Genomic DNA, 23,647 nt, shown 5'->3' on the forward strand with positions numbered 1-23,647 from the left:
AATGGGCGGGGGCACTTGCACCGCCTTCGTGCCCCGGACGCATGCAGCATCGACGGAAGGTGCTGGCCGTGCCCCCTCTCCCCTTGCGGGAGAGGGGTGGGGTGAGGGGTGTGGTGCCGCGAGAACCGGCATCGCGACGCATGACGAGGCCGCCCCCCTCACCCCCCGACCCCTCTCCCGCAAGGGGAGAGGGGAGGGACGGCCCCGCTGCGCGGGAGTCTTGCGCTGGACCCCGGCTCAGCGCTCCACCTTCGGTGTCGCTTGTCCGGGGAACGGGGGGCTCCGGCTGCGCCGTCGCTGGTCCGGGGCACCTTCGGCGGTGCGGGACGGTTGACCGCAGGGTTTGTTTCTGTCCTAGTCCCGGCCGTTTCGACGCCTGACGGACCCATGACCCAAGATCGTATGCCGGACAACGCCGCCGAGCGCGCGCAAGACCGCACTCAAGACCGCTACAACGCCCGCGAAGCCGAGCCGAAGTGGCAGAAGACCTGGGCCGAGCGCGGCATCTTCCGCACGCGCAACGACGACCCGCGTCCGAAATTCTTCGTCATGGAGATGTTCCCCTATCCGTCGGGGCGCATCCATATCGGCCACGGCCGCAATTATGTGATGGGCGACGTGCTCGCGCGCTACAAGCGCATGCAGGGCTTCAACGTGCTCCATCCCATGGGCTGGGACGCCTTCGGCCTGCCGGCGGAGAATGCCGCCATCGAGCGCGGCATCCACCCCAAGAGCTGGACCTACGAGAACATCGCCTCCATGCGCGAGCAGCTCCAGCTGCTCGGCCTGTCGCTCGACTGGAACCGCGAGATCGCCACCTGCGACCCGTCCTATTACGTGGAGCAGCAGCGCATCTTCCTCGACTTCCTGGACAACGGCCTCGCCTATCGCAAGGAGAGCGAGGTCAATTGGGACCCGGTGGACAACACCGTGCTCGCCAACGAGCAGGTCATCGACGGCCGCGGCTGGCGCTCCGGCGCCATCGTGGAGCGGCGCAAGCTGTCGCAGTGGTTCCTGCGCATCACCCAGTTCGCCCAGGAACTGCTCGACGCCATCGACACGCTCGACCGCTGGCCGGACAAGGTGCGCCTCATGCAGCGCAACTGGATCGGCCGCTCGGAAGGGCTCGAAGTGCTGTTCGAGTTCGCCAAGGCGGGTGCGGAGAAGCTGCCCGCCGGCACCAAGGCGGTGAAGGTCTACACCACCCGCCCGGACACCCTGTTCGGCGCCTCCTTCCTCGCGCTCTCCCCCGATCATCCGCTGGCCAAGCACCTCGCCGGCACGGACGGGCAGCTCTCCGCCTTCATCGCCGAGTGCAAGCGCGGCGGCACCTCGGCGGAAGAGATCGAGACGCAGGAGAAGAAGGGCTACGCCACCGGCCTCAGCGTCGTCCATCCGCTGGACGCCACGCGCACCGTGCCGGTCTACGTCGCCAATTTCGTGCTGATGGACTACGGCACCGGCGCCATCTTCGGCTGCCCGGCCCACGACCAGCGCGACTTCGATTTCGCCACCAAATACGACCTCGCCATCACCCCCGTGGTGCTGCCCGAGGGCGCCGACCCCGCCACCTTCTCGGTGGCCGATGGGCCGTATGACGGCGACGGCACCCTGTTCAACTCCGCCTTCCTCGATGGCATGAGCGTGCCCGAGGCCAAGGAGGCGGTGGCCCGCCAGCTGGAGCGCTTCCGCGTGGCGGGCGAGCCGCAGGGCACGCGGCGGGTGAACTTCCGGCTGCGCGACTGGGGCATCTCGCGCCAGCGCTACTGGGGCTGCCCCATCCCGGTCATCCATTGCGACGACTGCGGCCCGGTGGGCGTGCCCCGCGACCAGCTGCCCGTGGAACTGCCGGATGACGTGACGTTCGACCGTCCCGGCAACCCGCTGGACCGCGCCAAGGCGTGGCGCGACGTGCCGTGCCCCAAGTGCGGCAAGCCGGCCCGGCGCGAGACGGACACCATGGACACCTTCGTGGATTCGTCCTGGTACTTCCTGCGCTACGCCTCCGACAACGTGGAGAAGCCGCTGGACAAGGCGGCGGTGAGCCACTGGCTACCGGTGGACCAGTATATCGGCGGCATCGAGCACGCGATCCTGCACCTGCTCTATTCCCGCTTCTTCACCCGCGCGCTGAAGCATTGCGGCCGGGTGGACCTGGAAGAGCCGTTCGCCGGCCTCTTCACCCAGGGCATGATCGTCCACGAGACGTACAAGGATACCGAGGGCAAGTGGCTCTTCCCCGAGGAGGTGAAGCTCCTCGGCAACGGCAAGGCAGTGCGGATCTCGGACGGCACGCCCGTCACCGTCTCCCCGCCGGAGAAGATGTCCAAGTCCAAGCGCAACGTGGTGGCGCCCGAGGTGGTGGCGGATACCTACGGCGTGGACTGCGCCCGCTGGTTCATGCTCTCCGACACCCCGCCCGAGCGCGACAGCGAGTGGACGCAGGGCGGCATCGAGGGCGCCTGGCGCTTCGTGCAGCGCGTGTGGCGTCTGGTGAACGAGGCGGTGGAGCTGGGTGCCAAGCCGGGCGCCGCGCGCCCCGCGACCTTTGGCGAGCAGGCCCTGGGCCTGCGCCGCGCCGCTCATGGGCTCGTTGCGACGGTCGCCGAGGACATCGAGCGGCTGCGCTTCAACGTGGCCGTGGCGCATGTCCACGAGTTCGCCAACGTGTTCGGCTCGGCCGTCGCCGCCGCCCGCTCGGCGCCCGAGGTGCCGGAAGACCTTGCCTTCGCGCTGCGCGAAGCCGCCGAGATGCTGACGGGCGTGGTGGCGCCCATGACGCCGCACCTCGCCGAGGAGTGCTGGGTCGCGCTCGGCCACGGGTCGCAGGAGAGCACGCTGGTGGCGGAGGCCTCCTGGCCGGCCACCGAGGCCGATCTGCTGCGCCGCGACACGGTCACACTTCCGATCCAGATCAATGGCAAGAAGCGCGACGATATCGTCGTCCCGCGCGAGGCGACCCCGGCCGAGGTCGAGGCCGCCGTGCTCGCGCTGGAAAGCGTCCAGCGGGCACTCGACGGACGCGCGCCGAAGCGTATCATCGTGGTGCCGCAGAGGATCGTGAATGTCGTCGCCTGATCCGTCCTTCCGCATGCGCCCCGCCGCCCTTCTGGGGCGGCTGATGCTGGTGTGCGCCCTTTCCGGGGCGCTCGCGGGCTGCTTCCAGCCGCTCTATGCCGAGAATTCCACCACCGGCGGCCCGGCGCTGCTCGACAAGATGCGGGATGTGGAGATCGTCCAGATCCAGGGGCGGCTCGGCAATGATCTGCGCAACGACCTGATCTTCGCCCTCACCGGCGGCGAGGGGAATCCCAAGGGCGCCCCGCTGCAGATGATCATCACGGTGGATTCGTCCGTCTCCACCGCGCTCATCAATTCGGCCTCTGGCCTGCCCGAGAACCAGATCATCCGCGTCACCGCCAACTGGCGCATCATCAAGGCGGACGACAAGAAGAAGATCACCCAGGTGGAAGGCGCCGCCACCGGCTCCGCCACCATCGACACCAGCGACCAGCGCTTCGCCAACTACAGCGCCCAGATCGACGCCGAGAAGCGGGCCGCCCGTTCCGTGGCGGACCAGATCAAGGCGCAGCTTGCCGCGTGGTTCATCCGCACCGGCAACGCGCCGCCGGCCCGTTCGGCGAGCTGAGCGGATGGTCGCGGTCCGGCCCGGCGACGCCGACGCGGCGCTCGCCCGGCGCGACCGGTCCAAGAGCGTCATCCTCATCTACGGCCCCGACACCGGCCTCGTGCGCGAACGCGCCGAGGGACTGGTGCGCCGCGCCGTGCCCGATGCCCACGATCCCTTCGCGCTGGTGCGGCTGGAGGGCGACGAGATCGCCTCCGATCCCCGCCGGCTGATCGACGAGACCTCCACCATCGGCCTGTTCGGCGGCGAGCGGGTGGTGTGGGTGCGCGCCGGCTCCAAGAACATCGTGCCGGCGATCCAGCCGGTGCTCTCCAACCCCTGCGACGCGCTGGTGGTGGTGGAGGCCGGCGACCTGAAGAAGGGCGCGCCGCTCCGCACCCTGTGCGAGAACGCCCAGAACGCCCTCGCCATCGCCTGCTACGCCGACAGCGAGCGCGACCTCGCCCGCCTCGTGGATCAGATGATGGCGGAGGCCGGCCTCTCCATCGATCGCGACGCGCGCGAGCTGCTCGTCTCTCTCATCGGCGGCGACCGACTGGCCTCGCGCGGGGAGATCGCCAAGCTCATCCTCTATGGCATGGGCACCGAGCGCGTGACGCTGGAGGACGTGCGCCTCATCGTCGGCGACGCCTCGGCGCTGGCGCTGGACGACGTGGTGGATTCGGCGCTGGCCGGCGAGACGCGGGATGCGCTGGCGGCCCTCTCCAAGGCCTTCGGCGCGGCGACGCGGCCGGATGCCGTGCTGGGCGGCCTGCTGCGCGCGCTCACCGCGCTGCACCCCATGACGCTGGCCGTGGCGGGGGGATCGAGCCCCGAGAGCGTGGTGGGCTCCGCCCGCCCGCCGGTGCATTTCTCGCGCAAGCCCAAGCTGGAAAAGGCCCTGCGTGGCCTCGACCCCGACCGCTGCATGAAGGCGCTGCTCGCCGTCGACGACGCGGTCCTCGCCGCCCGCCGCAACGCGCCGCTCGCCCCCGCCATCTGCGAGCGGGTGGTGTTGCAGGTGGCCCAGCAGGCGGGGCGGCGGCGGTAGCAGCCGCTCGTCGCAGCGGTCGTTCGGGGTTTGTCCTGGCTATTATCCCCTGAACCGCCGTCATGGCCGGGCTTGTCCCGGCTATCCACGTGGGTCGGCCGGGAACAGTTCTGGGACCCCCGCTCGATCGGCCCGACGTGGATAGCCGGGACAAGCCCGGGCATGACGGCGAGAGGGCCGTGGGAGCCGGCCCGAGACAGACAATGACGGACCCACCCTTCGGGCCATTTTCCGCCATCGGGTCCGGGCGCCAAGCGATGCCATAAGTCCGGGCGGCGGCTTCGTCTCGCGTGCCGCCTCTGTTTCTGCCCGGAGCGCCGCATGAACTGGATCCTGCCGGACCGCATCGACAACCACTTCCCCGGCCACCGTGCGGTGGTGGCGGTGTTCGCGGCGATCACCGCCATGACCATCGGGCGCAGCCTGTTCCACATGTTCGCGCCGGATGGCGGGGCGCAGTCGGTGGCGCACATTCCGCTCGACACCTTCTCGCCGGTCCAGGCAGGGCAGGCGGTGATCTTCGTGTTCGCGCTCTGGGGCCTGTCGCAGCTCATCATGGGGCTGCTCTATGTGGTCGCCCTGGCGCGCTATCGGGCGCTGATTCCGCTGCTGCTGGTGTTCATCGTCGTGGAATATGCGGGCCGCTACCTGCTCGGCCACATGCGCCCGCTGGATGTCACCCACGCCCCGCCGGGCAAGATCCTGGATCACATCATGATCCCGCTCGCCCTCGTGCTGCTGTTCTTCAGCCGGCCCGCCTTCGGCCGGCGCTGAGGGGGCCGGTCAGGCCCTGTCCCGCGCCAGTTCGGCGAAGTGCCCCTTCATCTGGAGCCATCCGAGGGCGGCGAGGCCCGGCAGGCCGGCGACGGCGGTGAGGACGAAGAACAGCGGCCAGCCCGACGCCTCGGCGATGGCCCCGCTGGAGGAGCCGAGCAGGGTGCGTCCCACCGCGGTCAGCGCCGTCAGCAGCGCGTACTGGGTGGCGGTGTGCTCCCGCGCGCCGCACAGGGCCGAGAGATAGGCCACGAAGATCACCGTGCCGATGGCGCTGGTGAAGTTCTCGATGAGGATGACGCCCGTCAGCACCGCCTCGTTCGGGCCCACATAGGCCTGGAGCGTGAAGCCGAGGTTGGAGGTGATCTGGAGGACGCCGGAGATCCACAGGCACGTCACCAGCGGACGCTCGCGGGCGATCCACGCGCCCACGAAGCTGCCGGCAATGGTGCCGCCGAAGCCCACCACCTTCACGATCTCCACGTAGGTGGCCTTGCTGAAGCCGATGTCCAGCACGAACGGCCCGGTGAGCACGCCGGCGAAGGCATCGCAGAATTTGAACAGCATCACGAACAGCAGGATCATCACCGCCTGGTTGCGGCGCAGAAACTCGCCGAACGCGCCCACGGTGGTGGCGACCAGCCGGTGCCCGGTGCCTTCATCCGGCGCGCGCACGGGTGCCCTGGGCTCGCGGGCGAACAGGGTGGCGACGAGGCCGATGGCGACGCATCCGGCGGCGATCATGTAGCCCCAGAACCAGCTGGTGCCGCGCGGCAGGCCCAGCGCCGTTTCCAGATAGGCGACCAGCGCGATGACGCCGGCGCCGGTGGCCAGCATGGCGATACGGTAGCCGGTGACGTATCCGGCCATGCCGGCGGCCTGTTCGCTCGCGCTCTCCAGCCGTTCCACGCGGAAGGCATCCACGGCGATGTCCTGCGTCGCCGAGGCGATGGCGACGGCCAGCGCGCAGGCGGCGACGCCGAAGGGGGCGCTGATGGGGTCCTGGAGCGCGAGCGCCGCGATGGCGGCGATGAGAACGACCTGGCAGGCCAGAAGCCAGCCGCGCCGCCGGCCGAGCAGGCGGGACAGGATCGGCACGTCCACCGCGTCCAGCACCGGCGCCCACAGGAACTTCAGCGTGTAGGGCAGGCCCACGAGGCTGAACAGGCCGATGGCGGTGAGCGTCACCCCCACGTCCTTCATCCACAGCGAGAGCGTGCCGCCGGTGAGCGCCAAAGGCAGGCCGGAGGAGAAGCCGAGCAGGCTGACGGAGAGCACGTCGCGCTGGGTATAGAGCGCGACGGCCTCCTTCAGGGTGCGCCGCCGGGGGGCTTCGGAGCCGGTCGGGCTGAGGCTTTGCTCGGTCATCTCGATCCTTCCGCCATTCCCGGAACGCCGGTGGCGTGCCGCTGCGGGATGCTGCGCGCGGCATCCCGGTCCTCGCCCTGCTTTATGAGCGTGACCGGTGAAGAGGTTCCTACCGTGGCAGAACGGGCCGGTCCGTGCTCACGCCTGCGGATGGCTCCACAGGCCCTGTTCCACCTTGGACACCGCGATCACGGCCTGGGTGCGGCTTTCCACGCCCAGCTTCTGGAGGATGGCGGAGACGTGCGCCTTCACCGTCGCCTCGGAGACCGACAGCTCGTAGGCGATCTGCTTGTTGAGCCGGCCCTCGGCCAGCATCATCAGCACCCGCACCTGCTGGGGCGTGAGGGTGGAGAGGCGGGCGATGATGGCGTCGGTCTCGGCGTCGGCCTTGGTGGTCACGTTGATGTCGGGCGGCAGGAAGGTCTCGCCCTTCAGCACCTGCGCCACCGCATCGCGCATGTTGCCGACGCTCATGCTCTTGGGGATGAAGCCGGAGGCGCCGAGATCGAGGCAGCGGCGGATCACCGCCGGCTCCTCGTTGCCGGAGACCACCACCACCGGGATCGCCATGTACTGGGCGCGCAGATAGATGAGGCCGGAAAAGCCCCGCGCGCCGGGCATGGTGAGATCGAGCAGGATCAGGTCGAACTCGGGGTCGCGCTCCAAGAGCGCCGTCAGGTCGTCGAAGGTGCCGACCTCCTCGATCCTGGCATCGGCGCTGCGGCCGAGCACCGCTTCCCGCAAGGCACCGCGGAACAGGGGATGGTCGTCGGCGATGACGAGGCGCAGTCCGTTCCCGGCATCTTCCACCATGCTTCCTCCCCCGCAAGGCTTCAGCTTCTTGTCGCGCGGTCGCCACAACGTTAGCGCGAATCGATTCTGCGATCATCAATCCGTGGCGAAGCGGTGACAAGCCGATCAGGGAAATTGACCAAGCGTTCCGGTGAAAGTCAAAACCACCTCGCGCCGGTGGGGCCGCTCGCGGTGCTCCACGAGGTAGATGCCCTGCCACGTCCCGAGCCCCGGCCGCCCGCCGCGCACGGGGATGGAGAGGCTGGCGTCGCTGAGCATGGTGCGCACATGGGCCGGCATGTCGTCCGGCCCCTCGGTGTCGTGCACCCAGCGGAAATTGCGCGGCGCGAGGGTGCGCAGGGCGGTGAGAAGATCGGTCTGCACGTCCGGGTCGGCATTTTCCTGGATGGTGAGGGAGGCCGAGGTGTGGCGGCAGAAGACGGTGAGCACGCCGTCGCCGGCGGCGATCTCGGTGAGGAAGGCGGTGGCCTCGCGGGTGATGTCGGTGAAGCCCTCGCCGGGCGTCTCCACCTGAAGCGTCGCCTCGGCGTGGCGCACGGCCCCGCTCAGTCGCGCCGGGGTGCGGCTGGTGCGCGCCATGGTGATGTCTCCTCCTGCTTGCGCGGTGTTCGCTTCTTGCGCGGTGTTCGCCCGCCACGTACCAGTTCACGGCCTGCCGCGCCGCCTTTTCGGGCGGCGACGCCCAACGATCAGGGTTCTTCCATGTCGAAGCTGGTTCTCGATCCCGCCGTGTTCGCCGATGCGGCCATCGCGCCCGACACGCGCATGGTCAACGATGCCATCGTGAAGGTCCTGTCCGCCATCCCCGACCGGTGGGCCACCCCGCTGCCCGAGATTCGCGCCGCCCGCCTTGCCGGCAAGGGCGTGTTTCCGCTGGCGCCGGAGAGCCCGCGCGCCACGGCAGAGACAATTCCGGGCCCGCGCGGCCCGGTGCCGGTGCGCATCTACAGGCCCGACGGCGCGCCCAGGGGTGTCTATTTCCACATCCACGGCGGCGGCTGGACGCTGGGCTCGGCGCGCGAGAACGAGGCGCTGCTGGACCGCATCGCCGCCAATTGCGGGCTGGCGGTGGTCTCGGTGGATTATGCGCTGGCCCCGGAAGTGCCCTATCCCGCCGGCCCGGACGATTGCGAGGCGGCCGCCCTCTGGCTGGTGAAGGAGGCGAAGGCCCGCTTCGGCACCGAGCGCTTCGCCATCGGCGGGGAATCGGGCGGCGCCACGCTGGTGGTCGCGACCCTCGTGCGGCTGCGTGACCGCCACGGCCTGACGCCCTTCTCCGCCGCCGTGCTCACCGCCGGCTGCTACGACCTGCGCCTGACCCCCTCCGTCCGCAACTGGGGCGACCTGCCGCTGGTGCTGAACACGCGGGACATCCAGTTCTTCGTCGACAACTACCTGCGGCTTGAAGGCAAGGCGGACGACCCGGACGTGTCGCCGCTGCTGGCGCGCCTCAAGGGCCTGCCCAAGGCGCTGTTCATCGTCGGCGGCCGCGATCCTCTGGTGGACGACACCCTCTTCATGGCCAATGCGTGGGCGGCGGCGGGGAATGGCACGGAGCTGGAGGTCTATCCCGGCGGCTGCCACGTCTTCATCGCCTTCCCCGGCACCATCGCCGACCAGGCGCTGAAGCGCATCGACGGGTATCTGGCGGAGTTCTGAGGGAAGGGGCGTCAGCGGCCAGCCCCCTGTTTTTCCCGCCGTCATGGCCGGGCTTGTCCCGGCCATCCACGTGGCTCGGCCGGGACTACGACTCAGGCGAGCGCGAAACGGCTCGACGTGGATGCCCGGGACAAGCCCGGGCATGACGGGCGGGGCCAATGGCGAAGCCCCCACCCCTCGGCCTTTCGCGCCCTCAGAGCTTCTCCTGTCCGTTGGGCGCGCGGAATTCGTCGATGAGGCCGCGCAGGCGCTTGTAGAAGCGCTCGGCATAGTCGAGGGCGCGGTCCATGTCTGAGGTGTCGGGGCTGGCGTTTGGCCCCGGCGTCGGCGGCAGGGGCGGGAGCGGCGGAAGCTGGGCCGAGCGGCGCAGGGTGTCCACCTCCCCCTGAAGGCGGGCGATCTCCGCCTCATAGGCATCGCGCGTATCAGGCACCGCCTCGCAGGTGAAGCCGGTGCCGCGCTTGGCGCACAGGGAGACGCGGCCGGTCTCCCGGTCGAGCTTCAGCGCGCCGCCCTCCACCGGGGCGAAGGAGAAGCGCGGCGCCGTGGTGTCGCCGGGCGGCGCGGGCGGAACTTGCGCCTGCGCGAGGGCTGGCGCCGCCAGAAGGCTCGCGGCGAGGGCCGCCGCGAGACCGGCCGAATGCGCCGGATGAGCCGGGAAGACCATGCGCGCCTCCAAATCCCGCCGTCACGTCCGCGGCCCGTTCCGCCGCGTCATTCCCGCTAGATAATCACGCCGATCGGGGCCGGAAGGGGGCAGGGGGCTTCAGGCCACGTCCGGCCGGTAGGGCGCGCGGCCGGAGGCGAGGGCGTCGTCCACGAGGTCGATGCGGTCCTGGCCCCAGAACACCTCGCCGTCCAGCACATAAGACGGCGCGCCGAACACGTCGGCGGCGAGCGCCTTGGCGCGGTTCTCCAGATAGAGCGCGGCGATCTTCTCCTCGCCCGCCGCCGCCACCAGTTCGGCGCCGGGCAGGCCCACCGCATCGGCGCAGGCGGCGATGACCTCGGGCAGGCCGAGATTTTCCTGCCGGACCCAGACGCCGGAGAAGATCCGCTCCATCAGCGCGCCGGGCGCGTGCCCGGCCTCGATGGCGGCGAGGATGGTCTGGTCGGCCAGGGTGCCGTCGAACGGCCAGTGGGCGGGATGGACGTTGAGGTCCACGCCGCGCTTCTGGCGCCAGCGCTGAAGCTCGAGAATGCGGTAGCGCTGGCGCGGTGGGGCGCGCTTGGCGAGCGGCAGGCCGCCGGTTTCGGCGAAGACGGGGCCGAGGGCCACCGGATGGAAGCGCACATTGACGCCATGGCGCGCGGCGAGCGCCATCACCGGGCCGTGGCCCAGGAAGGTCCAGGGGCTCACGCTGGAGAAGAAATAGTCGAGGGTGCGCGGCGCGGCGGGGGTCGGGCTCATTGGGGGCAGGCCTTCTCTTGGGATCGTCCTTGGGCGGGAGGGCGATGCTAGAGCCTCTTTCCGTCGCCTTGAAGCCCGGGCGCGGGGATCAATCGACCGATCCGGAAGTTGTCCTTGCGCAGGGCGGCTTGACAGGGCGGCGCACGGTGCTTCCCTCTCAGGCGCCCGGAGACGTTCCGGGAGGCGGTATGGGCGACGAACGGGAATCCGAGCTGGTCGAGCTCAAGAGCGAGCTGGCAGGGGTGGCGCTGAAGGCGGCCATGGCCAAGGGGCCGCCAAGCGATCCGCCGGGCGGACCTGAGGCGGCGGGCGGCGCGAAGGCGCGGCGGGCCGTGCGGATGAACCCCCTGGCATGGATGGCCGTGTCGTTTCTGGCGGGGGCGGTGGCAGGCTCGCTGCTCCGGCCGGTCAGGGTTGTGCGCAGAGGAAGGGACGCGGGATGAATTTCGACCAGCTGATGCGGAATCTGAAGATTCTGCTGCGCACCAACACCATCATTGCCGAAATCCACCTGCGCCACATCGCGGCCCGCGCCGGCCTGTTCGCCTTCGCCGCTCTGGTGGCGAGCTTCGGCGTGGTGATGCTGGGCGTCGCGCTGTTCCTGGCGCTTGAGCAATCCATGGGGCCGATCTGGGCGGCCGTGGTGGTGGGCGGAGGCGGGCTTTTCCTCGCGCTCATCGTGGCCATCATCGGCGCCATGCTGAAGCCCTCGCGCGAGCTGGCGCTGGCCAATCAGGTGAGCCAATCGGCCATGGATGCGGTGGCCGCGGACCTGCGCGCCACCCAGGCCAACGTCGCCTCCTACGCCTCGCTCGCCGCCGTGCCGGGGCTGATCCTGCCGGCGCTGACGCTGCTCACCCGCCTGTTCCGCCGCAGTCCGCGGGCTTAAGGGGCAGGCAGAGCCTTATGCGTGCGGGAGGAATGCCTCCCTTCGTGAGCGCCGTCATCGCCCGGCGTGTCCGGGCGATCCACCTTTTGCCGCTTGAGCCGTGTTCGAAGGTGTGGACCCGGCCTCACCGTGGATCGCCCGCACAAGGCGGGCGATGACGGACGACGGGGTGATTCTCCCTGCGGTAACGCAGGGTAATTCTCACGCCTTGCGTACCCAGCGCCCGTTCTCGTCCTGCTGCCAGTAGGTGAGTTCGTTGCCGGCCTCCGCCTTGGCCTCGCGCCAGCGCTCGCGGGCCTTGGCCACCTGCTCGTCGTCCCGCCCGTCGAAGAGGTGGACGACGCGCGCATAGGGCGAGGCATCGGCGAGCGGCACCGCATCCACCAGAAAACGCACCTGCGCGCCGTTGGTGTTGGCCTCGGAGGTGGCGATCAGCACCGGCTGGCGCTCGGGCAGCGGCTGCGCCTCCGTGCCGTGGGGCAGGAAAGAGGCCTCGCTATAGGTCCACAGATGGGAATCGAGCGCGTCCCGCCGCTCCGCCGACCCGCACTGCACCACGCACCGCCAGCCGCGCTCCAGCGACTTCTCCAGCAGCATCGGCAGCACCTGCTCCAGAGGGCGGCGCTCAAGGTGGTAGAAGAGGATTTCGGTCATTGCGGAAAGGCTAGCACGCGGGGGCGCGAGCGTCCTGTCTCGTCAGGCCGTCGTCCTCCGGCATGACCGGAGGACGACGTGATGAGAGAGGCCGAGCCTCACCCCTCGTAATGATCCTTCACCAGCTGGTCGAGCAGGCGCACGCCCCAGCCCGAGCCCCAGCTCTTGTTGATGTCGCTCGCGGGGGAGGACATGGCCGTGCCGGCCACGTCGAGATGCGCCCACGGGGTCTTGTCCACGAAGCGGTGCAGGAACTGGGCGGCGGTGATGGAGCCGGCGTTGCGGCCGCCGGTGTTCTTCATGTCGGCGAACTTGGAATCGATCAGCTTGTCGTATTCCGGGCCGAGCGGCATGCGCCACACCCGCTCGCCGGTCTCCTGACCGGCCTGGGTGAGGCGCTGGGACAGCTCGTCGTCGTTGGAGAAGAGGCCCGCATATTCCGACCCCAGCGCCACCAGGATCGCGCCCGTGAGGGTGGCGAGGTCGATCATGAACTTGGGCTTGAAGCGCTCCTTGGCGTACCAGAGCACGTCGCACAGCACGAGCCGGCCCTCGGCATCGGTGTTGATGATCTCGATGGTCTGGCCGGAGAGCGAGGTGACGATATCGCCGGGGCGCTGGGCGGCGCCGTCGGGCATGTTCTCCACGAGGCCGATGAGGCCCACCGCATTCACCTTCGCCTTGCGGGCGGCGAGAGCATACATGAGGCCGGTGACGCAGGCGGCGCCGCCCATGTCGCCCTTCATGTCCTCCATGCCGGCGGCCGGCTTGATGGAGATGCCGCCGGTGTCGAAGGTGACGCCCTTGCCGATGAAGGCGACGGGCGCCTCATCCTTGGGGCCGCCGTTCCAGCGCATCACCACGACGCGGCTTTCCTTGATGGAGCCCTGGCCGACGCCGAGCAGCGCCTTGAGGCCGGCTTCCGCGAGGGCGGCATCGTCCAGCACCTCGATCTCGACGCCCACGCCGGACAGATGCTCCTCGGCGCGGCGGGCGAATTCCGGCGGATCGAGCACGTTGGCGGGCTCGTTCACGAGGTCGCGGGCGAACAGCACGCCGTCGCCCACCGCCTGCCGGGCGGCATAGGAGCGGCGGGTAGCCGCCTCGTCGGAAACGAGGAGGGTCACGGCGCGGGCGGTCGGCTCGGCATCGTCCTTCTTCTTGGTCTTGTAGCGGTCGAAGCTGTAGCTGCGCAGCGAGATGCCCAGCGCCACCTCGGCGGCGGAATCGGCGGAGATCTTGGTGCCGGGCAGGTCGAGCACCACGCTCGCCTCGCGGGCGGAGGCGGGGAGCTTGCCGGCGATGAGGCCGCCGAGCTTCAGGAAGTCCTTGGGCTTCAGGTCCGCCGCCTTGCCCACCGAGATGATGATGAGGCGCGGCGCCTCGATGCCGGCGGGGGCGAGCAGGTCCAGCGCGCTCCAGGCCTTGCCCTTGAACTTCTCGGCGTCGAACGCGCGGGTCAGCGCCTTGTCGGCCCCCTTCACCAGCTTCTGCGCCTGCGTGCCGAAGGCGAGGCTTTCGTCGGTGAGCACCACGAGGACGCCCTTGGCGGCGGCGGTGAGCCGGGCGAACGAGACGGTGACGGGATCGGACATCAGGCGCTCCAGAAGCAGCAAAGGGGGCAGAATGGATTCAGAATATGCGTCGCCCTTGTCTAGCCCGGCCGGCGGACAGGGGGAACCGCCCTCAGCGTCACGGTGGTGCCGCCGCGCCCGAGCTTTCGGGGCTGGGGCTTAGATAGGTGCCGGGGCGCTTTAGGAGAAGGGCGGGATACGAGCAATCGTCATGCCCGGGCTTGTCCCGGGCAACCACGTCGGGCCGACGGCACCACCGTCCGCAGACCAATTCCCGGCCTGCCCGCGTGGATGGCCGGGACAAGCCCGGCCATGACGGGTGGAAAGAGTGTCGAAGCTGCTGGCCACGGGCAAGCACCCCCAAAAGAAAAGGGGGCGCCAGGCGCCCCCATTCCTCATCTTCCCGAAAGGAAAGCCTCACTCGGCGGCTTCGCCACCGGCAGCCGCGGCGGCCTTGTCGGCCTTCTCCTTGGCGCGCTCCTGGGCCTTCTGGCCGGGCTCGGCCTTCTTCGGGTTGTTCTTGGCTTCGCGCTTCAGCAGGCCGGCGGCGTCGAGGAAGCGGGCCACGCGGTCGGTGGGCTGGGCACCCTTCTCGAGCCAGGCCTTCGCCTTCTCGGTGTCGAGCACCACGCGGGTCTCGGAATCCTTGGCGAGCAGCGGGTTGAAGGTGCCGATCTTCTCGATGAAGCGGCCATCGCGCGGGGCGCGGGCGTCGGCGACGACGATGCGGTAGTAGGGACGCTTCTTGGCGCCGCCGCGGGCGAGACGGATCTTGAGGGACATGGTCTTTTTCCTTTGGGTCGTTTGATTGGTGGATGTGAGTGTCTGAGGCCGTCATGCCCGGGCTTGTCCCGGGCATCCACGTCGTCCCGCCGTCACGCTTCTCGCAGGAATGCGCCCGGCCGCTGGACGTGGATGGCCGGGACAAGCCCGGCCATGACGGGAGAGAGCGGAATTACTTCTTCTTGCCGGGCCCTCCCACTCCAGGAAAGCCCTTCGGCAGGCCGGGGAGGCCGCCGGGGAATTTGGACGGCAGGCCACCGCCGGGCAGGCCGGGGAAGTTCGGCGGCAGGCCGCCGGGCGCGCCGGGCATTCCGCCGGGGCCGCCCTTGCCCATCTTTTCCGCCATTTCCTGCAGCATCTCGGGGGAGGGGCCGCCGCCGCCGAAGCCCATCATGCCGGCGAGACCCGCGAGCGGGCCGCGCTTGCCGGCGGCGCCGCCCATGGCCTTCATCACGTCGGCCATCTGGCGATGCATCTTCAGGAGGCGGTTGATCTCCTCCACCTTGGTGCCGGAGCCGGCGGCGATGCGGCGCTTGCGCGAGGCGTCGAGCAGCTTGGGGGCGCGGCGCTCCTTGGGGGTCATCGAATTGATGATGGCCACCTGCCGCTTGAACACCTTGTCGTCGAGGTTGGCGGCGGCGATCTGGTTCTTCACCTTGGCGACGCCGGGCATGAGGCCCATGAGCCCGCCGAGGCCGCCCATCTTGGACATCTGCTCCAGCTGGCCGCGCAGGTCGTCAAGGTCGAAGGTGCCCTTGCGCATGCGCTCGGCGGTGATCTTCGCCTTCTCGATGTCGATATTCTCGGCGGCCCGCTCCACCAGGGCGACCACGTCGCCCATGCCGAGGATGCGGCCGGCCACGCGATGGGGATCGAAATCCTCCAGCGCGTCCATCTTTTCGCCGGTGCCGAGCAGCTTGATGGGCTTGCCGGTGACGGCGCGCATGGAAAGAGCCGCACCACCGCGACCATCGCCGTCGGCGCGGGTCAGCACGATGCCGGTGAGGCCCACGCGGCCGTCGAAGGCCTTGGCGGTGTTCACCGCGTCCTGGCCGGTGAGGCTGTCGGCAACCAGCAGCACTTCATGCGGCTTGGTGACGGCCTTCACCTCGGCCACCTCGGCCATCAGGCCTTCGTCCAGCGTCACGCGGCCGGCGGTGTCGAGCATCACCACGTCGTAGCCGCCGAGCTTGGCCGCCTCGATGGCGCGCTTGGCGATCTGCACGGCCGACTGGCCGGCGACGATGGGAAGGGTCGCGACCTCCACCTGCTTGCCCAGCGTGGCCAACTGCTCCATGGCCGCCGGGCGGCGGGTGTCGAGCGAGGCCATCAGCACCTTGCGCTTGCCGCGTTCGGTGAGGCGCTTGGCGATCTTGGCGGTGGAGGTGGTCTTGCCCGAGCCCTGCAGGCCGACCATCAGGATCGGCACCGGGGCGGGGGCGTTCAGGTCGATGGGGTCGGCGTCGGAGCCGAGAGTCGCCACGAGCTCGTCGTGGACGATCTTCACCACCATCTGGCCGGGGGTGACGGACTTGATGACCTCCACGCCCACGGCGCGCTGGCGCACCCGGTCGGTGAAGGACCGCACCACGTCCAGCGCCACGTCCGCCTCGATCAGCGCGCGGCGCACCTCGCGCATGGCCTCGCCGACGTCGGCCTCGGTGAGAGCGCCGCGCCGCTTCAGCTTGTCGAGTATGCCGCCGAGGCGGTCGGAAAGGGTATCGAACATGGGCACCCGGGTGTTGCAGCTTCACACCGGACGGCGATGATCTCCCGCGCCGCGCGGGCCGGATGAGGAGCATCCAGGGGATGCCACATCAAGCCAACGCAAAGCACGCCCGAGGGCGCATCGCGCTGTCGGGCGGGGGCCTCCGGGCTCTCGGCCCGGTCGGCGGGATCGGCATGGCCGTCCGTGTGAAGCTGGGGCTGTTAGCAGGTTTGGGCGCGGGAGGCAAATTTGCCGCCGTCGGGGCAGGGCGCGCGGCCGCTGTGCCCGTTCATTCTGCGCCCGCCATCACGATGAGGCAAGCTTCGCCGCGCAAGCGAAGTTTGCGCGCAGCACCACTACTGGTCGTCATCGGAACAGACCATACTTTCCCTTAGCGCATCTCGCGCATCCGCCGGCCAGCGGCGGGGAGGAAACCATGCCCCAGACGCCTTCGACTGCTGCCCCCGAAGCGAGCCAGATCGTTCCCTTTCCCGCCGATTTCCGCATCGCGGAGATCGAGACCAACGGCACCACCCTCCATGTCCGCACGGGCGGGCAGGGGCCGGCGGTGCTGCTCATCCACGGCTATGGCGAGACCGGCGACATGTGGGGCGCGCTCGCCCAGGCGCTGGCGCCCACCCACACCGTGGTGGTGCCGGACCTGCGCGGCATGGGCCTCTCGGCCAAGCCGCCCGGCGGCTACGACAAGAAGACCCAGGGCGCCGACATGGCCGGCCTGCTCGATGCGCTCGGAATCGACACCGTGGCCCTCGTCACCCACGACATCGGCAACATGGTGGGCTTCGCCTTCGCCGCGCTCCATCGTGACCGGGTCACGAAGTTTGCCCTCATCGACGCGCCGCTGCCCGGCGTGGGCCCGTGGGAGGAGATCCTGAAGAACCCGCTGCTCTGGCATTTCCGCTTCGGCGGGCCGGACATGGAGCGCCTCGTCGCCGGGCGCGAGCGCATCTATCTCGACCGCTTCTGGAACGAGTTTTCCGCCGATCCCAGCCACTTCTCGGAGGCCGCACGGGAACATTACGCCGCGCTCTATGCCCAGCCCGGCGCCATGCACGCGGGCTTCGCCCAGTTCGCCGCCTTCGACCAGGACGCCGTCGACAACGCGGAATTCCTCACGGCGGGCAAGCTCGCCATGCCGGTGCTGGCGCTGGGCGGCGAGCATTCCTTCGGCCTCGGCATGGCCGAGGTGATGCGCTTCGCCGCCACCGACGTGACGGGCGACGTGGTGCCCGGCAGCGGCCACTGGATCATGGAGGAGAACCCCGCCGCCACCGTCGCGCTGGTCACGGACTTCCTGCGGGCGGGCTGAGGCAGGCTCCGTCTCCCCCCTGCGCGACGGTCGTGCTAAACCACGGCCGTCACAGGAGCCCCGCCCATGTCCGAGAACAACGATCTCACGCGCTTCTTCGGCGGGTCGCCCGCTTGGGTGCTGGTGCGGCTCGTGCTGCTCTCGGTGGTGGTGGGCGTGATCCTCGCCGCCCTCGGGCTCGACCCGATGAACATTTTCACCAGCCTCCAGCGCCTGCTGCGCAACCTGTTCAGCTTCAGCTTCGAGGCGGTGGAGCGCATGTGGCGCTACTTCCTGCTCGGCGCCGTCATCGTCATTCCGCTCTGGCTGCTCATGCGCGTGTTCGGCCGGCGCTGAGGTCGTGTCCCTCGCCGCCGTCTCGGGGGGCGTAACGCACCGGCGCGTGCTCGCCATCGCGCTGCCGATGACGCTGGCGCACCTCACCACGCCGATGCTGGGCGTGGTGGATGCGGCGGTGGTGGGTCGGCTCGGCAGCGCGTCGCTGCTCGGTGGCGTGGCGCTCGCCGCCATCATCTTCGACATGCTGTTCTGGGTGTTCGGCTTCCTGCGCATGGGCACGGTGGGCCTCGCCGCGCAGGCGGTGGGGCGGCGTGATGCGGTGGAGGAACGGGCGGTGCTGGCGCGCGGCCTGCTGGTCGCCGGCGCGCTCGGCCTCCTGATTGTGCTCCTGCGCACGCCCATCGAGAGCGCGGCCCTGTCGCTGGCGGGCGCGAGCGAGGAGGTGAACGCGGCGGTGCGCGACTATTACGCCATCCGCATCTTCGCCGCGCCCTTCACCCTGGCCAATTACGTGGTGCTGGGCTGGCTGGTGGGCCTCGGCCGCACCGGGCGGGCGCTGGTGCTCCAGCTGGGAATCAATGTCCTCAACATGGTGCTTTCGGCCGCGCTCGTGCTTGGCGCCGGCTGGGGCGTCGCCGGCTCGGCGGCGGGAACTCTCGTCGCCGAAATCATCGGAGCGGCGGCGGGGCTCGTCCTGTGCGCCGTGCTGCTGGGCGGGCGGCTCGGGGTGGCGAAGGCGGTGCTGCTCGACAAGGCGCGCCTCATCCAGACCGTCATGCTCAACCGCGACATCATGATCCGCACCGCGGCGCTGATGTTCGCCTTCTCCTTCTTCGCCGCGCAGGGCGCACGGGCGGGCGACGTGACCCTCGCCGCCAACGCCATTCTCCAGAACATGGTGATGGTGGCGGCCTATTTCCTCGACGGTTTCGCCACCGCCGCCGAGCAGATCTGCGGCTCGGCCGTGGGTGCGCGACGGCGGGCGGATTTCTCCGCCGGGGTGCGGCTGTCCATCGTGTGGGGATTTGCCTTCGCGGTGCTGGCGGGGGCGGTCTACCTCATCACCGGCCCGGCCATCGTGGACGCCATGAGCACCAGCCCGGAGGTGCGGGCCGAGGCGCGCATCTATCTGCTCTACGCCGCGCTGCTGCCGGTGGCGGGGGTGACGGCCTATGCCTTCGACGGCGTCTATATCGGCGCGCTGTGGTCGCGTGACATGCGCAACCTGATGCTCGCCTCGCTGGGCGTCTATCTCGGCGTGTTCCTCGCCCTGCGGCCGCTGGGCAATCACGGCCTGTGGCTGGCGATGCTCGCCTTCCTCCTCGCGCGCGGCGGCTTCCAGGCCCTGCGGCTGCCGGCGCTGGAGCGGCGGACCTTCGGCTGAGTTTCAGTCCAGATCGGGGAAGACGTGCGCCCCGTCCGCGCCGAGCGGCAGGTCGCGCACCCATCTCACGGCGGTGAGCGGCAGCGGCGCGTAGAGATGGGGGAAAAGGGCGCCGCCGCGCGAGGGCTCCCATTTCAGCGCCGCGCCGAGCGCCGCCGCCTCCACCGCCACCAGCTTCAGGTCGGCCTGCCCGGCGAAGTGCTTCGCCGCCGTCTCGCGCGCCTGCGCGGAGGTGGAGAAATGGATGTAGCCGTCGGCCACATCCACCGGCGCCCCGGTGAACACGCCCGCCTGCTCGGCGGCGGCCCACAAGGCGGCGGGGGCGATCTTGTAGATGAGGGGGGCGGCAGTCACGGGCGATGCTCCTCAATGGATCGGCGACGCACATAGGCCGGCACGAACGAAAGGGCAACTGTGTTCGCCTTATGGTTGCATGCGGACTGAAGTCCTGTACAAATGGGGAACAAATTCATATCTTCCACGCATCGGGGGGCGTGGTGTCGCGCGGGTGGCCCCGGTCCGCATCCGGATTCGCTGTCGAGGCCAAGGAAGCTCGAGGCAAGGAACGTCTTTCCCATGCTGACCCACGGTAAGATCTGGCGTGCCGTCGATGAACTCGCCGAGCAGCACGGGTTGTCCACCTCCGGCCTCGCCCGGCGGGCGGGGCTCGACCCCACCACCTTCAACCGCTCCAAGCGCGTGACCATCGACGGCCGGCCGCGCTGGCCCTCCACCGAGAGCATCGCCAAGGCGCTGGCCGCCACCGGCACCAGCCCGGAGCACTTCTTCTCCTTGCTGGACGGCTCCGACCGGACAGCCGCCCATGGCGGCGCGGGCTTCGCGGAGGACGCGTCGCCGCCCCCGACGCGGCCGCTCAATGCCATTCCGCAGATCGGCTTCGCCCAGGCCGGCTCCGGCGGCTTCTTCGACGATGCGGGCTTCCCGGCGGGCGCCGGCTGGGACGAGATCGTCTTTCCCGACGTGCACGACGCCCATGCCTATGCGCTGGAGATCGCGGGGGATTCCATGGAGCCGGTCTATCGCGACGGCGACATCGTGGTGGTCTCCCCCGCCTCCGAGCCGCGCCGCGGCGACCGGGTGGTGCTGAAGACCAAGGAGGGCGAGGTGCTCGCCAAGGAACTGGTGCGCAAGACCGCCCGCCACATCGAGCTGCGCTCCCTCAACCCCGCCCACGAGGACCGGCAGATCCCGCTCGATCAGGTGGACTGGATCGCGCGGATCGTGTGGGCGAGCCAGTAGGGTAATCGCAGCCTGACGATGCTGCACATTCCTGCCGTCATGCCCGGTGGCGCATGAGCCACTCTCGCGCCCCGGACGCATGCAGCGTAGCGGAATGCGAGCCGGGGCCCAGCGCAACGGACTGCCGAAGGCGCTTCCGAACCCCACCGCTCTGGGGCTTTGACCCGCTGCGCGGGGATTCTTGCGCTGGCCCCCGGCTCGGCGCTCCGGCTCCGCCGTCGCTGGTCCGGGGAGCATGCGTTTGCCGCATGCAAAGGTTGCGCTGTCGGCCCGACGTAGATGCCCGGCACAAGGCCGGGCATGACGGTGTTGTGGGGGCAGGCAGCACGCCACCTCGAGCCGCGCCACCTCGCCATTCAATCCATCGCCCGCTTCACCCCAGCAACGCCTCCAGCGTCTCCAGCCGGTCCGCCTCGCCCGGCGGCTTGTCCCATCTCAGGCGGGCGATGCGGGGGAAGCGCATGGCGATGCCGGAGCGGTGACGGGTGGAGCGGGCGAGGCCCTCGAAGGCCACTTCCAACACCAGCCCCTCGTCCTTCTCGTGGACCACCTCGCGCACCGGGCCGAAGCGGTTGATGGTGGCGCGGCGCACGAAGGCGTCGATCTGCTTCAATTCCTCGTCGGTGAAGCCGAAATAGGCCTTGCCCACCGGCACCAGCACATCCTCGCCCTCATCCCCCTGCGTCCACACCCCGAAGGTGTAGTCCGAATAGAAGGACGAGCGCTTGCCGTGCCCGCGCTGGGCATACATGAGCACCGCATCCACCGTGTGGGGATCGCGCTTCCACTTCCACCACGGCCCCTTCGGCCGGCCGGGCAGATAGAGGCTGTCCGCCCGCTTGATCATCACCCCTTCCACCGCCCCGGCATCCGCCCCCGCGCCGGCGGAGGCGGGATCGCGGCGGGCGGTAGTCAGCGCCTCCCAGGTCGAGAAGGGCACCATTGGCGAGAGGTCGATGCGCGGGGTGTGGAGGCGCGCCACGAGCGCCTCCAGCCGCGCGCGGCGGGCGGCGAAGGGCTCTCCGCGCAGGTCGTCCGTGCCGTCCACCAGCAGGTCATAGGCGCGGATGTGGGCGGGGAATTCCGCCAGCATCTTCACCGTCACCGTTTTGCGGTTCAGCCGCTGCTGGAGCACGTTGAACGGCTCCACCCGGCCGTCACGGACGATGAGCAATTCGCCGTCCATGGCGCCGTCGAAGGCGATGGCCTCCGCCATATCGGGAAAGGCGTCGGAGATGTCCTCCCCGGTGCGGGAATAGAGCCGCGCCACGCGCGCGCCGTCCGGCCCGGTGCCAGCCACGGCCTGAACGCGGATGCCGTCCCACTTCCATTCCGCGCGGAAATCGGCCGGGTCGAGGGCGGTGAAATCCGTCTCCTCGATGGCGTGGGCCAGCATCACCGGACGGAACGGGGCGGGGTTGGAGGTCTCCGGCCGTGCCCCACGCCCTTCCACCCAGGCGAACAGCTCCTCATAGGGCGGCTCAAGGCCGGGCCAGACCAGCTCCACCTCGTCGGGCGTGACCTCTCCCAAGCTCGCCACGGCGGTCTTGGCAAGGCGCGCCGAGGCGCCCACCCGCATGGACCCGGTGATGAGCTTCAGCAGCGCCCAGCGGCCGGTCTCGTCGAGGCCGTCCAGCCAGTCGGCCAGATGCCGGGGCAGGGACACCTTGGAGAAGGTGGAGAGGCCGTGGACGATCTCGGACAGCAGCGGCGCGTGCGGCCGCGCGCCCTCCGGCCGGGGCCACATGAGGGCGACGGTCTCCGAGAGGTCGCCCACATAGTCGTAGGACATCTCGAACAGCACCGGGTCCGCCCGCTCGGCGATCAGCGTGCGCACCACGCCCGGCTTGGCATTGGCGAACGACAGCGCCCCCGTGAGCGCCGCCAGCGCCAGCCCGCGCTCCGGGTCCGGCGTCGAGCGGAAATAGTCCGCCATGAGCCGGATCTTGGCATTGCGCCCGGCCTCGTAGGACATGCGATCCAGCAGCGCGGCGAAGCGGTTCATGGGGCAGGGGCCTCCCCCTCCGGCGCCGGCACCACCGCCTCCTCGTCCTCCTCGCCGTAGCCCACCATGTGCAACGGCCGGGCGCGCAATTGCCGGGTGTGGGCCCAGTGGACGAGGGCGTCCTCGGCGCCGTGGGTTACCCACAACTCCTCGCAGCCGGTGGCGCGGATGGAGGCGCAGAGGCCGTCCCAGTCGGCGTGGTCCGACACCACCAGCGGCAGTTCCACCCCCCGCTGGCGGGCGCGGGCGCGCACGCGCATCCAGCCGGAGGCGAAGCAGGTGATGGGATCGGCGAAGCGCCGCGCCCACAGGTCCGTCATGGAGGAGGGCGGGGCGATGACGACGGCTCCGGCGAAGGCGGATTTCGGCGCGCCCTTCACCGGCAGGATCTCGCCGAAATCCATGCCGCAGCTTTCATAATAGTCGGTGATGTTGGTGAGCGCGCCGTGGACGTAGATGGGCGCGTCGTGCCCCGCGCGGCGGATCAGCGCCATCATCCGCTGCGCCTTGCCGAGGGAGTAGGCGCCGACGATGTGGGTGCGCTCGGGGAAGATGCGCACCGAGGCGAGCAGCTTGTCCACCTCCCCCGCCGCCGGGGGATGGCGGAACACCGGCAGGCCGAACGTCGCCTCGCTGACAAAGACATGGCAGCGAATGGGCTCGAACGGGGCGCAGGTGGGGTCGGCGGCGTCCTTGTAGTCGCCGGAGACGACGATCACGAGGCCGTCCTTCTCCAGCCGCACCTGCGCCGAGCCGAGCACATGGCCGGCGGGATGGAGGCTCACCTTCACCCCGTTGATGATGATCTCCTCGCCATAGGGCAGCGCCTGCGTCGCCCCCGCGAAGCCTGGCCCCATACGCAAGGCCATGATGTCCAGCGTCTCGCGGGTGGCGAGCACATGGGCATGGCCGGCGCGGGCATGGTCGGAATGGCCGTGCGTGATCACCGCCCGCGGCACGGCGCGGGTGGGGTCCACGTAGAAATCGCCGGCGGGGCTGTAGAGGCCCTTGGGCGAGGGGCAAAGGAGGTCTTCCGGGCGCATCACTTTATCGGGCGGGTTCACCACTATATGGGGA

The 23,647-nt window shown here is 69.9% G+C and carries 23 protein-coding genes; 11 read left to right on the forward strand and 12 right to left on the reverse strand.

Annotation, left to right across the window (positions count from 1 at the left end):
* The first annotated feature begins 387 nt into the window (after window positions 1-387).
* The 4 genes from leuS to A37E_RS0118235 all read left to right on the forward strand — a co-directional run bounded on the left by leuS (window position 388) and on the right by A37E_RS0118235 (window position 5,453).
* Window positions 388-3,078 (forward strand): leucine--tRNA ligase, encoded by a 2,691-nt coding sequence (gene leuS, locus A37E_RS0118220; RefSeq protein ID WP_029557915.1) that lies wholly within the window; start codon window positions 388-390, stop codon window positions 3,076-3,078.
* Complete coding sequence (gene lptE / locus A37E_RS0118225) at window positions 3,065-3,649, forward strand: LPS assembly lipoprotein LptE (RefSeq protein WP_051679147.1); 585 nt, start codon at window positions 3,065-3,067, stop codon at window positions 3,647-3,649. Before leuS ends, lptE begins: the two co-directional genes overlap by 14 nt.
* Before the next feature lie 4 nt (window positions 3,650-3,653).
* Window positions 3,654-4,679: a DNA polymerase III subunit delta gene (holA, locus tag A37E_RS0118230; RefSeq protein ID WP_029557917.1), complete on the forward strand. Its 1,026-nt coding sequence runs from the start codon at window positions 3,654-3,656 to the stop codon at window positions 4,677-4,679.
* A 321-nt stretch (window positions 4,680-5,000) separates the two neighbouring features.
* Complete coding sequence (locus tag A37E_RS0118235; RefSeq protein ID WP_029557918.1) at window positions 5,001-5,453, forward strand: hypothetical protein; 453 nt, start codon at window positions 5,001-5,003, stop codon at window positions 5,451-5,453.
* A gap of 9 nt (window positions 5,454-5,462) precedes the next feature.
* On the opposite strand, the gene A37E_RS0118240 is transcribed toward A37E_RS0118235, so the two are convergent.
* The 3 genes from A37E_RS0118240 to A37E_RS0118250 all read right to left on the reverse strand — a co-directional run bounded on the left by A37E_RS0118240 (window position 5,463) and on the right by A37E_RS0118250 (window position 8,213).
* Window positions 5,463-6,821: an MFS transporter gene (locus A37E_RS0118240; protein ID WP_029557919.1), complete on the reverse strand. Its 1,359-nt coding sequence runs from the start codon at window positions 6,819-6,821 to the stop codon at window positions 5,463-5,465.
* Window positions 6,822-6,959: 138 nt separating this feature from the next.
* Complete coding sequence (locus A37E_RS0118245) at window positions 6,960-7,634, reverse strand: response regulator transcription factor (protein WP_024279688.1); 675 nt, start codon at window positions 7,632-7,634, stop codon at window positions 6,960-6,962.
* Between the two features lie 105 nt (window positions 7,635-7,739).
* Window positions 7,740-8,213 (reverse strand): secondary thiamine-phosphate synthase enzyme YjbQ, encoded by a 474-nt coding sequence (locus A37E_RS0118250; RefSeq protein WP_081837666.1) that lies wholly within the window; start codon window positions 8,211-8,213, stop codon window positions 7,740-7,742.
* A gap of 123 nt (window positions 8,214-8,336) precedes the next feature.
* Here A37E_RS0118250 and A37E_RS0118255 point away from each other — a divergent pair, with 123 nt between their 5' ends.
* The gene (locus tag A37E_RS0118255; RefSeq protein WP_029557921.1) at window positions 8,337-9,293 is read left to right on the forward strand and encodes an alpha/beta hydrolase; all 957 of its coding nucleotides are present in this window, start codon (window positions 8,337-8,339) and stop codon (window positions 9,291-9,293) included.
* A gap of 193 nt (window positions 9,294-9,486) precedes the next feature.
* Here the strand turns inward: A37E_RS0118255 and A37E_RS0118260 are convergent, their stop codons facing one another.
* On the reverse strand, window positions 9,487-9,960 hold the full coding sequence (locus A37E_RS0118260) for a hypothetical protein (protein WP_156026376.1): 474 nt from the start codon (window positions 9,958-9,960) through the stop codon (window positions 9,487-9,489).
* A gap of 99 nt (window positions 9,961-10,059) precedes the next feature.
* Window positions 10,060-10,704 (reverse strand): 2-hydroxychromene-2-carboxylate isomerase, encoded by a 645-nt coding sequence (locus tag A37E_RS0118265; protein ID WP_029557923.1) that lies wholly within the window; start codon window positions 10,702-10,704, stop codon window positions 10,060-10,062.
* 188 nt (window positions 10,705-10,892) lie between these two features.
* Here A37E_RS0118265 and A37E_RS0118270 point away from each other — a divergent pair, with 188 nt between their 5' ends.
* Both A37E_RS0118270 and A37E_RS0118275 read left to right on the forward strand, forming a co-directional pair.
* On the forward strand, window positions 10,893-11,147 hold the full coding sequence (locus A37E_RS0118270; protein WP_029557924.1) for a hypothetical protein: 255 nt from the start codon (window positions 10,893-10,895) through the stop codon (window positions 11,145-11,147).
* A complete protein-coding gene (locus tag A37E_RS0118275) occupies window positions 11,144-11,593 on the forward strand; it encodes a phage holin family protein (RefSeq protein ID WP_051679149.1) in 450 nt (149 codons plus the stop codon). Before A37E_RS0118270 ends, A37E_RS0118275 begins: the two co-directional genes overlap by 4 nt.
* Window positions 11,594-11,794: 201 nt before the next feature.
* Here the strand turns inward: A37E_RS0118275 and A37E_RS0118280 are convergent, their stop codons facing one another.
* The 4 genes from A37E_RS0118280 to ffh all read right to left on the reverse strand — a co-directional run bounded on the left by A37E_RS0118280 (window position 11,795) and on the right by ffh (window position 16,333).
* Window positions 11,795-12,247 (reverse strand): DNA polymerase III subunit chi, encoded by a 453-nt coding sequence (locus tag A37E_RS0118280; RefSeq protein WP_029557926.1) that lies wholly within the window; start codon window positions 12,245-12,247, stop codon window positions 11,795-11,797.
* A gap of 98 nt (window positions 12,248-12,345) precedes the next feature.
* Window positions 12,346-13,842 carry a leucyl aminopeptidase gene (locus A37E_RS0118285; protein ID WP_029557927.1) on the reverse strand — a complete coding sequence of 499 codons (1,497 nt, stop codon included), beginning with the start codon at window positions 13,840-13,842 and terminating at the stop codon, window positions 12,346-12,348.
* 396 nt (window positions 13,843-14,238) lie between these two features.
* On the reverse strand, window positions 14,239-14,604 hold the full coding sequence (gene rpsP, locus A37E_RS0118290) for a 30S ribosomal protein S16 (protein WP_029557928.1): 366 nt from the start codon (window positions 14,602-14,604) through the stop codon (window positions 14,239-14,241).
* A gap of 172 nt (window positions 14,605-14,776) precedes the next feature.
* Window positions 14,777-16,333: a signal recognition particle protein gene (ffh, locus tag A37E_RS0118295; RefSeq protein ID WP_029557929.1), complete on the reverse strand. Its 1,557-nt coding sequence runs from the start codon at window positions 16,331-16,333 to the stop codon at window positions 14,777-14,779.
* A 415-nt stretch (window positions 16,334-16,748) separates the two neighbouring features.
* On the opposite strand from ffh, the gene A37E_RS0118300 reads away from it, so the two are divergent.
* The 3 genes from A37E_RS0118300 (at window position 16,749) to A37E_RS0118310 (ending at window position 19,305) form a co-directional block, all read left to right on the forward strand.
* Window positions 16,749-17,642, forward strand: a complete 894-nt coding sequence (locus A37E_RS0118300; RefSeq protein ID WP_029557930.1) for an alpha/beta hydrolase — start codon at window positions 16,749-16,751, stop codon at window positions 17,640-17,642.
* Window positions 17,643-17,708: 66 nt separating this feature from the next.
* Window positions 17,709-17,978, forward strand: coding sequence for a DUF6460 domain-containing protein (locus A37E_RS0118305; protein WP_029557931.1), 270 nt, complete (start codon window positions 17,709-17,711; stop codon window positions 17,976-17,978).
* Window positions 17,979-17,982: 4 nt separating this feature from the next.
* Complete coding sequence (locus A37E_RS0118310; RefSeq protein ID WP_029557932.1) at window positions 17,983-19,305, forward strand: MATE family efflux transporter; 1,323 nt, start codon at window positions 17,983-17,985, stop codon at window positions 19,303-19,305.
* Between the two features lie 3 nt (window positions 19,306-19,308).
* On the opposite strand, the gene A37E_RS0118315 is transcribed toward A37E_RS0118310, so the two are convergent.
* The gene (locus A37E_RS0118315; protein ID WP_029557933.1) at window positions 19,309-19,659 is read right to left on the reverse strand and encodes a DUF952 domain-containing protein; all 351 of its coding nucleotides are present in this window, start codon (window positions 19,657-19,659) and stop codon (window positions 19,309-19,311) included.
* Between the two features lie 222 nt (window positions 19,660-19,881).
* Here A37E_RS0118315 and A37E_RS0118320 point away from each other — a divergent pair, with 222 nt between their 5' ends.
* Window positions 19,882-20,565 carry a helix-turn-helix transcriptional regulator gene (locus tag A37E_RS0118320; protein ID WP_029557934.1) on the forward strand — a complete coding sequence of 228 codons (684 nt, stop codon included), beginning with the start codon at window positions 19,882-19,884 and terminating at the stop codon, window positions 20,563-20,565.
* 373 nt (window positions 20,566-20,938) lie between these two features.
* Here the strand turns inward: A37E_RS0118320 and A37E_RS0118325 are convergent, their stop codons facing one another.
* A complete protein-coding gene (locus A37E_RS0118325) occupies window positions 20,939-22,570 on the reverse strand; it encodes a cisplatin damage response ATP-dependent DNA ligase (protein ID WP_029557935.1) in 1,632 nt (543 codons plus the stop codon).
* Complete coding sequence (locus tag A37E_RS0118330; RefSeq protein ID WP_029557936.1) at window positions 22,567-23,613, reverse strand: ligase-associated DNA damage response exonuclease; 1,047 nt, start codon at window positions 23,611-23,613, stop codon at window positions 22,567-22,569. The genes A37E_RS0118325 and A37E_RS0118330 overlap by 4 nt, the downstream gene beginning before the upstream one ends.
* Window positions 23,614-23,647: the final 34 nt, after the last annotated feature.

Origin of the sequence: Xanthobacter sp. 91 (assembly GCF_000702385.1) — a bacterium.
GTDB lineage: Bacteria > Pseudomonadota > Alphaproteobacteria > Rhizobiales > Xanthobacteraceae > Xanthobacter > Xanthobacter aminoxidans.